The organism is Streptomyces sp. XY006, assembly GCF_002237655.1.
GTDB classification, from domain to species: Bacteria; Actinomycetota; Actinomycetes; order Streptomycetales; family Streptomycetaceae; genus Streptomyces; species Streptomyces levis.
This window is the reverse complement of sequence record NZ_NOKT01000026.1, coordinates 111655-126912: the sequence shown is the minus strand read 5'-3', so window position 1 is coordinate 126912 and position 15258 is coordinate 111655. Positions and strand designations below refer to the sequence as shown.

11 protein-coding genes are annotated in these 15258 nt (G+C 71.9%); 7 read left to right on the top strand and 4 right to left on the bottom strand.

Annotated elements, in window-relative coordinates; all coding sequences use genetic code 11:
• Positions 1-409 precede the first annotated feature (409 nt).
• Together CHR28_RS27640 and ptsP are read left to right on the top strand one after the other, a co-directional pair.
• On the top strand, positions 410-859 hold the full coding sequence (locus tag CHR28_RS27640; protein WP_094056410.1) for a PTS sugar transporter subunit IIA: 450 nt from the start codon (positions 410-412) through the stop codon (positions 857-859).
• A gap of 77 nt (positions 860-936) precedes the next feature.
• Complete coding sequence (ptsP, locus tag CHR28_RS27635) at positions 937-2607, top strand: phosphoenolpyruvate--protein phosphotransferase (RefSeq protein ID WP_094056409.1); 1671 nt, start codon at positions 937-939, stop codon at positions 2605-2607.
• Positions 2608-2676: 69 nt separating this feature from the next.
• On the opposite strand, the gene CHR28_RS27630 is transcribed toward ptsP, so the two are convergent.
• Positions 2677-3567, bottom strand: coding sequence for a hypothetical protein (locus tag CHR28_RS27630; RefSeq protein WP_094056408.1), 891 nt, complete (start codon positions 3565-3567; stop codon positions 2677-2679).
• A gap of 164 nt (positions 3568-3731) precedes the next feature.
• Positions 3732-5699, bottom strand: a complete 1968-nt coding sequence (locus tag CHR28_RS27625) for an acetoacetate--CoA ligase (RefSeq protein WP_094056407.1) — start codon at positions 5697-5699, stop codon at positions 3732-3734.
• A 212-nt stretch (positions 5700-5911) separates the two neighbouring features.
• Between CHR28_RS27625 and CHR28_RS27620 the strand changes: the two genes are divergently transcribed.
• The gene (locus CHR28_RS27620; RefSeq protein WP_094056406.1) at positions 5912-8287 is read left to right on the top strand and encodes a glycoside hydrolase family 31 protein; all 2376 of its coding nucleotides are present in this window, start codon (positions 5912-5914) and stop codon (positions 8285-8287) included.
• Here the strand turns inward: CHR28_RS27620 and CHR28_RS27615 are convergent.
• Both CHR28_RS27615 and CHR28_RS27610 read right to left on the bottom strand, forming a co-directional pair.
• Complete coding sequence (locus tag CHR28_RS27615) at positions 8281-8811, bottom strand: NUDIX domain-containing protein (RefSeq protein ID WP_094056417.1); 531 nt, start codon at positions 8809-8811, stop codon at positions 8281-8283. The genes CHR28_RS27620 and CHR28_RS27615 overlap by 7 nt on opposite strands.
• Positions 8812-8854: 43 nt before the next feature.
• The gene (locus tag CHR28_RS27610) at positions 8855-9685 is read right to left on the bottom strand and encodes a M15 family metallopeptidase (RefSeq protein ID WP_094056405.1); all 831 of its coding nucleotides are present in this window, start codon (positions 9683-9685) and stop codon (positions 8855-8857) included.
• A gap of 166 nt (positions 9686-9851) precedes the next feature.
• Here CHR28_RS27610 and CHR28_RS27605 point away from each other — a divergent pair, with 166 nt between their 5' ends.
• The 4 genes from CHR28_RS27605 to CHR28_RS27590 all read left to right on the top strand — a co-directional run bounded on the left by CHR28_RS27605 (position 9852) and on the right by CHR28_RS27590 (position 15258).
• On the top strand, positions 9852-10310 hold the full coding sequence (locus CHR28_RS27605) for a Zn-ribbon domain-containing OB-fold protein (protein ID WP_094056404.1): 459 nt from the start codon (positions 9852-9854) through the stop codon (positions 10308-10310).
• An 84-nt stretch (positions 10311-10394) separates the two neighbouring features.
• Entirely contained in the window at positions 10395-11585 is a 1191-nt protein-coding gene (locus CHR28_RS27600) for a lipid-transfer protein (protein ID WP_094056403.1), read from the top strand.
• A 253-nt stretch (positions 11586-11838) separates the two neighbouring features.
• Positions 11839-13509, top strand: coding sequence for a bifunctional diguanylate cyclase/phosphodiesterase (locus CHR28_RS27595; RefSeq protein ID WP_094056402.1), 1671 nt, complete (start codon positions 11839-11841; stop codon positions 13507-13509).
• A gap of 951 nt (positions 13510-14460) precedes the next feature.
• Positions 14461-15258 (top strand): MIP/aquaporin family protein, encoded by a 798-nt coding sequence (locus tag CHR28_RS27590; protein ID WP_094056401.1) that lies wholly within the window; start codon positions 14461-14463, stop codon positions 15256-15258.

Below are 15258 nucleotides of genomic sequence, written 5' to 3'. Positions count from 1 at the left end.
GGCGTTGACTTTTGGCACGCTGTTGAGTTCTCAAGGAACGGTCGCTTCCTTTGTACTCACCCTCTCGGGCTTTCCTCCGGGCGCTTCCCTTCGGTGTTCCAAACTCTATCAGTGTTTTTCCGGCCCCCTGACCACCGTCCTGCAGGCATGCAGAAGGCGACCCAGAGATAGGATCTGACAAGTTGGTTGCTGCCGGGCCAGGACGCGGACTCGCATCGCTCAGCCCCAAGCAGGAGTACGACTGTACACGCGGCCTCGGAGCGGGTGCAAATCAGTATGCGGTATGGTCTAGACCACTTCGGAGTGCTCGCGCGGAACCGGCACTTCAGGTGACATACGCTGCTCAACAGTGTGCCGTCCGGTACCTCAAGAGACGGCCCTACCGATCTCCACCCCTGGGAGGCTTCCCATGACCACCGTGACGTCCCCGCTCGCCGGACGCGCCATCGGATTGGCAGCCGTGCCGGATCCGGTCTTCTCCCAGGCCATGGTCGGCCCGGGCACCGCCATCGACCCCGTACGTGAGCCCTCCGAGGCCGTTTCGCCCGTGGACGGCGTCATCGTCTCCCTGCACCCGCACGCGTTCGTCGTCGTCGACGAGAGCGGACACGGTGTGCTCACCCACCTCGGCATCGACACCGTGCAGCTCAACGGCGAGGGCTTCGAGCTCCTGGTGAACAAGGGCGACACCGTCCGGCGCGGGCAGGGCATCGTGCGCTGGAACCCCGCTGCCGTCGAGGCCGCCGGCAAGTCCGCGGTCTGCCCGGTCGTGGCGCTGGAGGCCACGGCCGAGGCCCTCTCCGATCTTCGCGACAACGGCGATGTGAAGGCCGGCGACAGTCTCTTCCTCTGGAAGTGACGTCAGTGCCGTCATGGACGGCGAGTACGACAACCAACGCGGCGGCGGGGCCCGCCGCACTACCGGAGACGGGTGAGATGGAGACAACGCTGCGAGGCGTCGGTGTCAGCCACGGTGTGGCGATCGGCGAGGTTCGGCACATGGGAACGGCGGTGCTCGAGCCGCCCGCGAAGCAGATCCCCGCGGAAGAGGCGGAGCGTGAACAGGGGCGCGCCCGCAAGGCCGTGGAGGCTGTGGCCGCCGACCTGATGGCGCGCGGCAATCTCGCGGGCGGCGAGGCCCAGGCGGTGCTCGAGGCGCAGGCCATGATGGCCCAGGATCCCGAGCTGATGGCCGATGTGGAGCGGCGGATCGCCGTCGGCAGCACGGCCGAGCGGGGCGTCTACGACGCCTTCGCCTCGTACCGGGAGCTGCTGGCGGGTGCCGGTGAGTACCTCGCGGGTCGCGTGGCCGACCTCGACGACGTGCGGAACCGTATCGTCGCCCGGCTGCTGGGGGTCCCGATGCCGGGTGTCCCCGACAGCGACGAGCCCTATGTCCTGGTCGCGCGTGACCTCGCGCCCGCCGACACGGCGCTGCTCGACCCGACTCTGGTGCTCGGCTTCGTCACCGAGGAGGGCGGTCCCACCAGCCACAGCGCGATCCTGGCGCGGGCGCTCGGCGTCCCGGCCGTGGTGGCGCTGCCGGGTGCCGGTGAGCTCGCCGAGGGCACGATGATCGCCGTCGACGGCAGCACGGGTGAGATCTTCGTGGAGCCGAGCGACGAGAAGAAGGCGCAGCTCGAGGCCGCGGCCGCGGAGCGGCGGGCGGCGCTCGCGGCTTCGAGCGGGCCCGGTGCCACGGCGGACGGGCACAAGGTGCCGCTGCTGGCGAACGTCGGAGGCCCCGCCGATGTGCCGGCCGCCGTCGAGGCCGGGGCGGAGGGCGTCGGTCTGTTCCGTACCGAGTTCCTCTTCCTGGACGACAGCAAGCAGGCGCCGTCCGAGGAGAAGCAGGTCGCCGCGTACCGGCAGGTGCTGGAGGCGTTTCCCGAGGGGCGCGTCGTCGTGCGCGTGCTGGACGCGGGTGCCGACAAGCCGCTCGACTTCCTGACGCCGTCCGACGAGCCGAACCCGGCGCTGGGCGTGCGGGGTCTGCGGACCCTGCTCGATCACCCGGAGGTCCTGCGCACGCAGCTGACGGCGCTCGCCAGGGCCGCGGAGGGACTGCCGGTCTACCTCGAGGTCATGGCCCCGATGGTGGCGGACCGTACCGATGCCCGGGCCTTCGCGGAGGCGTGCCGTGAGGCGGGGCTGCGGGCGAAGTTCGGCGCGATGGTGGAGATCCCGTCGGCCGCGCTGCGGGCGCGTTCGATCCTGCAGGAGGTGGAGTTCCTGTCGCTGGGGACGAACGATCTCGCGCAGTACACCTTCGCCGCCGACCGTCAGGTGGGTGCCGTCTCCCGGCTGCAGGATCCTTGGCAGCCCGCGCTGCTCGACCTGGTGGCACTGTCCGCCGAGGCGGCGAAGGCCGAGGGCAAGAGCTGTGGTGTCTGCGGTGAGGCCGCGTCCGACCCGCTGCTGGCGTGTGTGCTGACCGGTCTGGGTGTCACCTCCCTGTCGATGGGTGCGGCGTCGATTCCCTACGTCCGGGCGACGCTCGCCAAGTACACGCTGGCGCAGTGCGAGCGGGCCGCCGCGGCAGCGCGTGCGACGGACAGCGCCGAGGAGGCGCGGAGTGCGGCGCAGGCGGTGCTGTCCGGTGAGTAGCCGCGGGTCGGCCGGCTGACGGCTGCCCGGGAGGGGCGCTCCACTGCGGTGGGGCGCCCCTTCGGCGTTTCAGTGGTGGTGTCCCTGGGAGGGTTTCTCCTCTCCGAGGTCGGGCGGGCGGCAGTAGTCGACGTTGGATTCCGGGGAGATGAGGTCGCCGGACGTGATGTCGGTGCAGTAGGCGTCGAAGACCTCTCCCGCGGTGAGGGGGTCGAGTCCGTTGGAGCGGAGCCGCCAGCCGTAGACGCGATCGGGAGTGTCCGGGGCGCTGACGCGGATGACGAGTCCGCCCGGGCTGTCGGTGGCCAGGCCGAGGGCCAGGACCGTGGTGAATTCGAGGGCTTCGGTCTCGTCGAGTTCCAGTGCGCCGCCGGTGTCGGTGGTGTGGAGGGCGGCGATGAGGGTCTCGGGTGGGCCAGTGACACTGCAGACGAGGTGGCGGTCGCCGGGTGGGGCCGTGTCGAGGATGCGGGCGAGGAGCTGCGAGGCGCGGGCGAAAGCGGCTCGTCCGATGTCCTCGCCGCAGGAGGCGCAGGGTCCCAGGCGGGCGAGGAGTGTGGTCGCGTACTCCCAGGTGGCCTGCCGGACGGCCTCGTCGACCAGGGCCGCGAGGAGGTCGGCCAGGGGCTGGCCTTCGTACGGGAGGGCCGGGCCGGTCCGGGCGAGGTGTGCCGTGAAGCGGGTGCGGCTGGACGGGAGGTCGGGGTCCAGGGTCTGCCGCTCGCAGAAGTCGGCGTATTCCTCGGGGTCGAAGAGGGTGACCGTGGTGTGGCTGCCTTGCAGGGCGCGTGTCCGCAGGAGGCCCTCGATCTGTTTGAGGTAGGTCGCGTGGTCGTCGAAGGTGAAGGTGCGGTAGCGCCGCATGGCCCGGAAGTCGTGCTCGTCGGTGAGCAGGCCGATGGTGCCGGCGATTTCGCGGCGCAGGACGCGTCGCAGGGTCCGGATGTCGGTGTGCGCCATGTGTTCCCCCTCTGCACGGTCGATCAATGCTCACTCACAGTAACCAACGGCACTGACAATCGGGGGTGCCGAGTGATCGCACGGTCGAGAGCGACGAAAAGGCGCAGGTCGCAGCGGGATTCGTTGCGGCCTGCGCCTGATGTGTTCGTGACGGGGCGTGGGGGTCAGGCTCGTTTGCGGGCCAGGTCCTCGTAGAAGCTCAGCAGGTCGAGGTTGTCGATGGAGCCCGGGTTGACCGCCTTCTCCAGGGGGGTGCCTTGGAGGAGGCGTTTGACGGGGACCTCGATGCGCTTGCCGGTGAGGGTGTGCGGGATGCCGGGCACTTCGATGATCTCGTCGGGGAGATGGCGCGGTGAGAGCTGTTCGCGGATGGTCCGCTTGATGCGGTCGAGGAGGTCTTCGTCGAGGGATGCGCCGGGGGCCAGGTGGACGAAGAGGGGCATCCAGTAGCCGCCGTCGGGCTGTTCGATGCCGATGACCAGGGATTCCTTGATCTCGGGGAGGCGCTCGACGGCCTCGTAGATGTCGGCGGACCCCATGCGGACGCCCTGGCGGTTCAGCGTGGAGTCGGAGCGGCCGTGGATGATCACGGATCCGCGTGAGGTGACGGTGATCCAGTCGCCGTGCCGCCATACGCCGGGGTAGGTGTCGAAGTAGCTGTCGTGGTAGCGGCTGCCGTCCGGGTCGTTCCAGAAGTGGATGGGCATCGAGGGCATGGGGTTGGTGACCACCAGCTCTCCGACCTCGTCGGTCAGGGGCTTGCCGCTCGGGTCCCAGGACTGCAGGTCGGTGCCCAGGCAGGGGGCCTGGAGTTCGCCGACGTGGACGGGCAGGGTCGGTACGGCTCCGGCGAAGCAGGAGCAGACGTCCGTGCCACCGCTGACGGAGGCGATCCAGAGGTCGTCGCGGACCTCGTCGTGAAGCCAGCGGAAGCCGTCGGGCGGGAGGGGCGAACCGGTGGTGGCGACGCACTGGACGGACGAGAGGTCGAAGTCCCGGGACGGGTGCACGCCGGCTTTGCGGCACGCCATGACGTAGGCGGCGGAGGTGCCGTACAGGGTGGCCTTCGTGCGTTCGGCGATCCGCCACTGGGCGCCGGTGTCCGGGTATCCGGGGCTGCCGTCGTAGAGGACGATCGTGGTGCCGGTGAGCAGGCCGGAGACGAGGAAGTTCCACATCATCCAGCCGGTCGAGGTGTACCAGAAGAAGCGGTCCTCGGGGCCCAGGTCGCAGTGCAGGCCGAGCTGTTTGAGGTGCTCGACGAGGATGCCGCCCTGGGACTGGACGATGGCCTTGGGCAGGCCGGTCGTGCCGGAGGAGTAGAGCACCCAGAGGGGGTGGCCGAAGGGCACCTGCTCGAAGACGGGGTCCGTGTCGGCGGAGGTGAGGGCCGACCAGTCCAGGGCGCCCTCGGGTGCCTCGGTGCCGAGGACGGGGATGTGCACGACGGCGCGCAGGGTGGGCAGTTCGCGGCGCAGCTCGGCGACGATCTCGCGGCGGTCGTGTTCCTTGCCGCCGTAGCGGTAGCCGTCGACGGTGAAGAGCACCACGGGTTCGACCTGCTGGAAGCGGTCGAGGACGCTGCGGGCGCCGAAGTCGGGCGCGCAGGAGGTCCAGACGCCGCCGACGGCCGCCGTGGCGAGGAGGGCGATCACGGCCTGCGGGATGTTGGGGAGGTAGCCGCTGACGCGGTCTCCGGGGCGGACGCCCAGGGCGCGCAGTTCGGCGGCCAGGGAGCCGACCTGGCGGCGCAGCTCGGCCCAGGTGACGGGGCGCGGTTCGTGCGTCTCGTCGACGTGGAGGAGAGCGGGTTCGTCGGCGCGGGTGCCGGCGGCGCGCAGGGCGTGTTCGGCGTAGTTGAGGGTCGCCCCGGGGAACCACTGGGCGCCCGGCATGGCGCGGTCGCCGAGCACGCGCGCGTAGGGGGTCGAGAACCGTACGTCGAACCACTCGGTGACGGCGGTCCAGAAGGCGTCCAGGTCGTCGACGGACCAGCGCTGCAGGGCCGCGTATCCGCCGTCGGCGGGGGCGCCGTGGTGCTCGGCGGCCCAGGCCTGGAACCTGGTGATCCGTGCCCGCGCGATGCGCTCGGGGTCTGGCTGCCAGAGCGGCTGAGGACTTTCGGTCGACATGGTCGGCTCCCGGGCTGTGCGCGTCGTGTGCGTCCTCCGCGCACGGGCTGGGGTGTGCGCGTGACGCGGCTGGGACGGACAATGCCATGTGATCGACTTCGACACCAGGGTGCGCCCCACATAGTCCGTGTCGTGAAGATGTGGTCTTGGCACGGGTGAACGGCAGTTGAACGAGACGCGCCCGGGCGGCGGTCAGTGGCAGGGTGAGCAGCATGAACGGTCGTGACCTGGTGCGTTCGGTGAAAGCGGTGGCTTCGGTGGGGGCGACGCAGGGTGTGCGTACCGTACGAGCAGCGTGGCGCAGGCGGAAGGCCGACGCCACCGGGCTGCCGGCGCGCGGCGCCGAGCGGGCCCGGGTGCCCGGGCTCATACAGGAGGTGGAGCCGGGGCCGGGCGGGGGTGTCCTGCGGTTCAGCCGGTCCGAGCTGCGGATCCTCGTCGCGGTGAACGGTGCCGTCTTCTGGGGCTGGGACGGTGCGGAGCCGGAGCCGTCGTACGCGCTGGCCGGTCGCTGTCCGGAGCCGGACCCGAGGGCGGTGCTGGAGCCGGACAAGGACGGCGGCTGGCGTGTGGTGGCGGAGCGGGTGACGGTCGTGGTGTCGCGGCACGGCGCCGTCGAGGTGCTCACGCCCGGGGGCGTGACGCTGCGGCGCGAACTGCCGCCGCGGTGGTGGGAGCCGGTGGACGGCGGCCCGGCGCGGTGGATGCAGCGGTCGGAGGTGGCCGCCGACGCGCGGTTCTTCGGGCTGGGCGGGCGGGCGGCGGGGCCGCGGCTGCCGGACGGCACGTACCGGCTGTGGAACACCGACCCCGGTCGTCCCTTCGGTCCCGGTGACGACCCGCTGTACATCACGATGCCGGTGCAGATGGTGGTGGCCGACGGCGGTACGCATCTGGTGTTCCACGACAGCACGTGGGACGGCACCGTGACCCTGCGCGAGGGCGAGGAGGGCGCGGGTTCCGGGCACGACCGGGCCGGGACGAGTGAGCTGCGGATGGACGGCGGTCCGCTGCGCTGCTGGGTGATGGTCGGCACCCCCGCGCGCGTGCTGCTCGCCTGGGCCTCCCTCACGGGGGCTCCCGCCCTGCCGCCGGTGTGGGCGCTGGGCCATCACCACGCGCGGTGGGGGTTCGGCAGTGAGCAGGAGGTGCGCCGGATCGTCGCCGGGTACGTGGAGCACGGTCTGCCGCTCGACGCGCTGCACCTGGACATCGACCACCTCGACGCGCATCAGGTGTTCACGGTGGACCAGGACCGTTTTGCGAAGCTGCCCGTGCTGGCGGAGGAGCTCCGGCGGGACGGTGTCCGGCTGGTGTCGATCGTCGACCCGGCCGTCAAGGCCGTGCCCGGGAACGCCGTGTTCGACGGCGGCACGGCTGAGGACGCGTTCGTGCGGGACGCGTCCGGGCAGGTCGTGGAGGGGGTCGGGTGGCCCGGGGAGGCGGTGTTCCCGGATTTCACGCACGCGCGCGTGCGGGAGTGGTGGGGCGGTCTCTACGCGGAGCGGCTCGCGCAGGGGTTCTCGGGTTTCTGGCACGACATGAACGAGCCGACGTCGTTCACGGCCTTCGGGGAGTCGACCCTGCCGCGGTCGGCGCGGCACTCCCTGGAGGGGCGGGGCGGGGACCATCGTGAGGCGCACAACGTGTACGCGCTGTGCATGGCCAGGGCGGGGTTCGAAGGGGTGCGGAAGCTCGCCCCGGAGGAGCGGCCGTTCGTGTTCTCGCGCTCCGGGTGGGCCGGGATGCAGCGCTACGGCGGGACGTGGTCGGGGGACGTGACCACCGGCTGGCCCGGTCTGCGGGCGTCCCTCGCGCTGGTCCTGGGGCTGGGGCTGTGCGGCGTGCCGTACTCCGGGCCGGACATCGGCGGCTTCGACGGGGATCCGTCGCCCGAGCTGTATCTGCGGTGGTTCCAGCTGGGCTCGTTCCTGCCGCTGTTCCGCACCCACGCGAGTCTGCGGGCGGGGCGGCGGGAACCCTGGGAGTTCGGCCCCGAAGTGCTGGAGCACGCGCGCGTGGCGCTCATGGAACGCCGCCGGCTGCTGCCGTACTTCGTGACGCTGGCGCATCTGGCTCGCCGCACCGGGGCGCCCTATGTGCGGCCGGTGTGGTGGACGGCGCCGGAGGACCGGGCGCTGCGCGACTGCGGGGACGCCTTCCTGCTGGGCGACTGCCTGCTGGTGGCGCCGGTGCTGGACCCGGGCGCGGACCGGCGGGTGGTGCGACTGCCGCGGGGGCGCTGGTACGACACGGTCACGGAGCAGGCGTACGAGGGGCCGGCGCAGGTGGTCGTGGACGCGCCGCTGTCGCGGATCCCGGTGTTCGCGCGCGCGGGTGCCGTGCTTCCCGTGCGTGGGGAGGACGGCGGACTGGAGCTGGAGGTGTGGGCGCCCGCCCGGGGGCGGACCGGGAGCGGGTTGGTCGTGCCGGACAAGGGCGAGGGCTGGGACGAGCCGGAGATCGAGCGCTACTCCGCCAGGTGGCTGGGCGCGCGGCTGGTCGTCGAACGCGAGGGTGAGGACGGCGGGGGTGCGCCGCCCCACCCCGTGCGCGTGCGCGGGACCGGGGAGCCCCGGCCTCAGTAGCGGCCCTCGAACCAGGCCCGTACCGCCACGGTGTGCAGCGGGAAGGCGAGCTCCTCCGGCCTGCGCAGCAGGTGCCAGCCCTCGGTCTCGTCCGTGGCGGCGGACTGCGGCAGGCCCTCGGCCGGGCGTTCGGGTAGGAGGCCGAAGAGCAGCAGGTGCCCGTCGGGTGAGCTCATGGCGTCGACGAGGCGTACGTCGCGGGCGACCGCGTCGATGCCGGTCTCCTCCTTGAGCTCGCGTACGACGGCCTGCCGCCAGTCCTCACGGTCGTCGATGTAGCCGCCGGGCAGTGCGATGCCCCCGCGCGCGGGAGCCACGGTTCGTGTGATGACGACCAGGGCGGTGCCCTTGGTGTCGTACACGGGCTGGAGGGCCACCGCGACCGGGAGGGGGTTGCGGTAGGCCACGGCGCCGCACGCCGGGCAGGTGCGGGGCCAGCCGGAGACGCCCTCTCCGTAGGGCGCGCCGCAGCTCGAACAGTGGGAGTTCGGCGCGGAGTTGGAGGAGTGCTGAGTTTCGGACACGCGCGGACTGTAGCCGATCACTCGAAGGGCATCGCGGGCAGGCTCAGTGCGGGTGGGTGAGCGACTTCCTGGACACCGGGAAGTCGAAGTAGGTGTCCGGGTAGGGCTCGGGCTTGAAGGTGTAGTGCCACCACTCCTCCGCCAGGTTCACGAACCCCTGGCCTTCCAGAGTGCCCTTGAGCAGCAGCCGGTTGGCGCGCTGTACGCCCTCCACGCGCGGGTCGAGGGTGTGCGAGAGGGTGTCGAAGCAGTCGAAGCCGGTTCCCATGTCGACCGAGTTGTCCGGAAACCGCTCCTCCCGGGGTGCGAAGCACGGCACCAGGGGCTCCCCGGGGCGGTACGGCCGGGTGGGCTTCGCCGGGAGCCGGACGAGGGTGATGTCGAGGGTCGAGCCGCGGCTGTGGCCGGACTTCTCGGCGATGTAGCCGTCGGTGAACAGGCGGGTCTTGTCGACGTTCGGGTAGAACTCGCCCTTCATCGCCTGGTCGTCGAGATCCTGCGCCCAGCGGACGAAGTGGTCCACCGCGCGCTGCGGTCGGTAGCAGTCGTACACCTTGAGTGTGTAGCCCTGGCGGAGGAGCTTGCGCTGGGCCCGGTGGAGGGCGTCGGCGGCGGGGCGGGTGAGGATGCAGGTCGGCTGCGCGTAGCCGTCGATGCGCTCGCCGACGAAGTTGTGGGGTGTGAAGTAGCGCATCTCCTGGAGGATCGTGGGGTCCACGCTGCTCAGCGCCACGAGATCCTCGGGCGCCTTGGGTTCGGCCGCCTGGGCGCTGGCGGTGGCGGTGGCGGTGGCGGTGGCGGTGGGGACGGTCGCCATCAGCAACGCGGCGAGGGTGGCGAGCAGGCCGCGTGTCACGGTGGTGAGTCGTGTCATGTCTCCTGCGTCTATCAGGACCGGGTGCTTCCGGGGAAGCGCGGTGCGGGGATCGTCCCGCGGTGGGGCGTCGGTGGCCTGCCGGTGACCGGCGGACCGTGCCACACTTCTGACGTACCGTCAGATTCGAGCGGTGGGAGGTCCTGTGTCACGGACACGCACTCCTGTGGTGGCGGGGTGGTTCACCGAGGGCGGCGACGGCTTCCGGTTGCTCGGCACGCGGTGTGGGGCGTGCACCTCGGTCTTCTTCCCTCGTGAGGACCACCGGTGCCGCAACCCGGCGTGCGGGAGCGGGGAGTTGGAGGAGGTTCCACTGTCGCGGCGGGGACGCGTCTGGTCGTTCACGGACAGCCGGTACCGGCCGCCGTCACCCTATGTGACCAATCCGGAACTTCCGTGGGAGCCGTGTGCGTTGATCGCTGTGGAGCTGGCCGCCGAGCGGATCGTGGTGCTCGGACAGGCGGCTCCCGGTGTCGCCGTCGCGGATCTGACGGTGGGCATGGAGGTGGAGGTCGTGTCCGGCGTGCTGCACGAGGACGCGGAGACGACCTGGACGACGTGGCAGTGGCGGCCGACGGGGGCGCGGCAGGACGAGGGACGTGGCATGACGGGGGACGTGGCATGACGGGAGGCGCGGCATGACCGGGGGACGTGGCATGACGGAAGGCGCGGCATGACCGGGGGATGTGGCGGTGATGGGAGGCGCGGCGTGACGGGGGATGTGGCGGTGATGGGTGTGGGCATGCACCCGTGGGGCAAGTGGGGGCGGAGCTTCGTCGAGTACGGCGTGGCAGCCGCTCGGGCGGCTCTCGCGGACGCCGGGCTGGACTGGCGGGACGTCGGCTCGATCGTCGGCGCGGACACCGTGCGCGGGGGTTATCCCGGGTACGTGGCAGGGGCGACGTTCGCGAAAGCACTGGGCTGGCAGGGGGCGCGTGTGGCCAGTGTGTACGCGGCGTGCGCGTCCGGGGCCCAGGCCCTCGACACCGCGCGGGCGCAGATCGTCGCCGGGCTGGCCGACGTGGTGCTCGTGGTCGGGGCCGACGCCGCACCGAAGGGGTTCTTCCGCCCGGCGGGCGGAGACCGGCCGGACGATCCCGACTGGCTGCGGTTCCGGATTCTCGGGGCGACCAACCCGGTGTACTTCGGGCTGTACGCGCGCAGACGCATGGCGATGCACGGGGACACGCCGGACGACTTCGCGCGCGTCAAGGTGAAGAACGCGGCGATGGGGGCGCTGAACCCCCTCGCGCGCTACCGGAACCCCGTGACGGCGGAACAAGTCGCCGCCTCGGCCGTCGTCGCCGATCCGCTGCGGCTGCTCGACATCTGCGCGACGTCCGACGGCGGTGCGGCCCTGGTGCTCTCCAGCATGGAGTTCGCGCGGCGGCACGGGCCGGCGGAGCCGGTGCGGATCCGGGCCGTGTCCACGGTGACGCCGCGCTTCCCGAACACCGTGCTGGACCTGCCGGACATCGCCACGGATTCGGCGGCGGCGGTCGATCCGCCCGGGGAGACGTTCCGGAGATCGATCGCCCGGGCGGCCTACGAGGAGGCGGGGATCGGGCCGGAGGAGCTGTCGCTGGCCGAGGTGTACGACCTGTCCACGGCCCTCGAATTGCAGTGGTACGAGGATCTCGCGCTGTGCGGCGAAGGGGAGGGCGCGAAGCTGCTGCGGGACGGCGTGACGGCGCTGGGCGGGCGGATACCGGTGAACGTCAGCGGTGGACTGGCCTCCTTCGGTGAGGCGGTTCCGGCGCAGGCGATCGCCCAGGTGTGCGAGCTGACGTGGCAGTTGAGAGGTGAGGCGGGGGACCGCCAGGTCGCGGGGGCGCGGGTCGGTGTCAGCGCGAACCAGGGGTTGTTCGGGCACGGGTCGGCGGTGGTTGTGGTGCAGTGAGGGGGGAGGCGGGGTGGTGGGACGGCGTGGGATGAGGTGGGGTGGTGACAAGGTGGGGTGGTGGTGGGTCGCGGTGCGGGACGGTGGCTCAGCCGGGGCCACCCGGGGCCTGGCATCCCGGGGCCGCCTCCGAGGGCCGCCTCCGGCGCCGCGCTGAGCTCGCCTTCCATACGCTGTGTGATCGAGCCGGAATGCTGCGTGAACGTCTCATGAACTGCGCTTGGGCGTGCGCCGGTCGCGCCATCATGCTCGCGTGCACTCCTGGACGGACACTCTCCGCTTCGCCTTCCAACCGGTGGTCAATCCGACGACCGGCGCGGTCGCCGGACTGGAGATACTCGCCCGCCCCGAGACCGGCGACATCCTGGCCGAGGCCCGCCGGGATCCCGGGCTCGACTGCCGGCTGGCGGTGTCGGCGGTGCGCGCGGCGGTGCGCAAGGAGACCCTGCTCCCACTCTTCGTCAACGTGTTCGCGGGCACCCTCGCCGACCTCGGCGGGCTGCCGTCCCTGCACGACGCCGTGCGCGAGTCCGGGCGGCTCCCGTGGGAGGTGACCGTCGACGTCTGCCCTCCGTACACCCACGTGCCGCAGCCCGCGTTGCTGGAGGCGGTGGCCGTGCTGCGCCGCCAGGGGTTCCGGATCTGCGCGGACGGCGTCGGGGACGGGGACGTGCCCCTGCGGCTGCTCTCCGACCTCGCGCCGGACCTCGTGAAGCTGGACGCGTCGTTGCTGGCGCGGCCGGCCGTGGTGCGGTCGATGCGGACGCTCTGCGACGAGCTCGGAGCGCTGCTGGCCGTCGAGGGCGTGGAGACCGAGGGGCAGTGTGCCGCCGCACTGGCGGCCGGGGCGCAGTTGGCGCAGGGCGAGCTGTTCGCGCCGCCGGCCCGGCTGCCCGCCGCGGACGTCTACGTTCCGCCCCGCTCCCCCGCCGATCTGTCCGTGCCACGGTCGGGGCCGTCGGTGCGGGAGTTCGTGCGGCCGGCCGCGCTGCTGCCCGCGACGGCGTCCGCGGGGCAGGTGCGGGCGTTGCTGACCGGGTCGCCGGACGTGTCCGGGGTGCTTCTCGTGGACAGCGCCGGGGTGCCCGTCCGGTCGGTGCACCGGTCCCGCTTCCTGCTGTCGATGTCGGGGCGCTACGGGCACGCGCTGTACGCCGACCGGCCCGCGGCCAAGCTCGGGGACGCGCCGCGGACGGTGGGCGTCGACGCCACCGCCTGGGAGGTCCTGGACGTGGTGGCGGTCGGGGGGCGGGACCGCACCTCGGACGATGTGGCCGTGGTGGACGAGTACGGGCGGTGTGTGGGCGTCGTCCGGCTCGCGGACCTCGTGCGCGCCCTGGCGGAGACGCGCGTGGAGGAGGCGGCCGGGCTGAACCCGCTGACGCGGTTGCCCGGCTCGGACGCGATCACCGGTGAGGTGGACCGGCGGATCGCTGCGGGGCGGCCGTTCGCCCTGGGCTGGCTGGACATCGACCATTTCAAGCAGGTCAACGACGGCGCGGGGTTCGCGGCCGGCGACGAACTGATCCGGGCGGTGGGGCGGGCGCTGCAGCAGGCGGCGACGGGCAGCGCCCGTGTGGGGCACATCGGCGGGGACGACTTCCTGGTCCTGGCCGATCCGGAGGGCCTGGATCCGCTGGCCGCGGCCGTGCTGGACACGCCGTGGTCGGCGGGTGGTCTGCCGGTCACGCTGTCCCTCGCGACGGTGCTGTGCGCGCCCGGCAGCGTGGCTGATCACCGGCAGGCTGCGGCGTGCCTGGCGCCGCTGAAGAAGGCGGCGAAGGCGCTGCGCGGGGCGAGCTGGGTACTGGGCCGGGCCGGTGTGCCGGGACACGAGACCCTCCGGGGGGTGACACCGACACCGGCACAGTCGCCGGCACCGGCACCGACGGGGTGTGTGGCGGCGGAGCCGGGAGGGCGGTAGGGGGCGGGTTGTTGCGGCGGGCCACGGGGCGATTGGTGGACCCGCGAGGCGATTGGTGGACCCGAGGGTGGCGCAGCGGGGCTCCGCGAGCGGTCAGTGGACCCCGGGGTGTGCCCGCGGAGGGCTCCGGGAGCGGTCAGTGGGCCCCGGGGTGTGCCCGCGGAGGGCTCCGGGAGCGGTCAGTGGACCGAGGTGTGCCCGCGGGGGCCGCAGGGGCGCCCAAGGGACCCGCGGGGGCCGTTGCCGGGCTGGGTTGGCTGTCAGCGGGCCCGAGGTGTTCCCGCGGGGCCGCGGGGGCGGGGTTGGTGGTCTCCTGGCGTCCGGGGCGCTCGTAGGGCGTGGCTCTCTGGTGTCCGTCAGCCGTCCGCTCAAGGCCGTGGGCCGGGGTGCGGAGGGGGAGTCGGCTCGTCCGGTTGAGAAACCGCCAGGTCAGGTAGATCCTGGACACTAACAGGCTGGGTGTCGGGGACGGCTGAGCTTTCGCCGACGGCGTGGTTCGGTACGGCCGGGCACCGAGCAGGAGGCCGGACATCATCCGCCAGGTCTCGCGCGGCTCGCCAGGGCGCGCGGGTCCGATCACATCTGAACAACGACCCACCGGGCGCCGCCTCGGCCGTACGACCGGCCCCGGCCCGGCAGGAGCCCGGCGACCGTCACATGGCCGTCAACCGTTGCGGTCGGCGACCTTGACGCCCTTTGGGTGCCGGTGAACACTTCCGGTGTCAGTCGACATCGCCGTACATACTCGGCGTAATCCGGCACTACGGCGCGCGGACGCGCCTGCGCCAAGGCCCCTTCCCCCACGGGCGAGTCGGCTGCGACGGCACGCTCGTCACGGATGCCGGGCGGGGCGCGGGATCTCCCTGCCTTCGGCTGAAGTAGCCATGGGAATCGCACCCTGCACGTGAGGACTGGGGCGCACCGTCCCCGGGCCACGGCCTAGGAGCCGCCATGAGTAACGGAGACATCTTCTTCGGCGAATTGATCGGCACGGCGATCCTGATCCTGTTCGGCGCCGGCGTCTGCGCCGCCGTCACCCTGAGGTTCTCGAAGGCTCGAGCCTCCGGCTGGATCGTGATCGCGTTCGGTTGGGGTTTCGCCGTACTGGCCGGCGCGTACACCGCCGCTCCCCTCTCCGGAGGGCATCTCAACCCGGCCGTCACCCTCGGCCTCGCCGTCGACACCGGAGTGTGGGACAAGGTCTGGGTCTACCTCCTCGGGCAGATGGCCGGTGCCATGCTCGGGGCCGTGCTGGCCTACCTGGTGTACTTCGCCCAGTTCCAGGCCAATACACGCAGGGGCGGCACGACCGAGGGCACGGCCGACGAACCGGTCCCGACCCTGGGCATCTTCTCCACGATCCCCGAGATCCGGAACCCGGTCGCCAACCTGATGACCGAGATCCTCGCCACCATCGCCCTGGTGCTGCCCCTGCTCGCCCTGGTCGGCAGCAACCGGCACGTGGAGGGCATCGGCATCGGGCAGATCGCGGGTCAGGGGGAAGGCATCTACGGATCCGGCATCGTGATCCTGCTGGTCGCCCTCCTGGTCGTCGGCATCGGTCTGTCGCTGGGTGGTCCCACCGGCTACGCCATCAACCCGGCGCGTGACCTCGGACCGCGCATCATCCACTCCGTCCTTCCGATCCCGAACAAGGGCACCTCCGACTGGGGTTACTCGTGGATCCCCGTCGTCGGTCCAGTGATCGGCGGATTGCTGGGTGGCGTCATCTACAACGCAGCCTTCTGA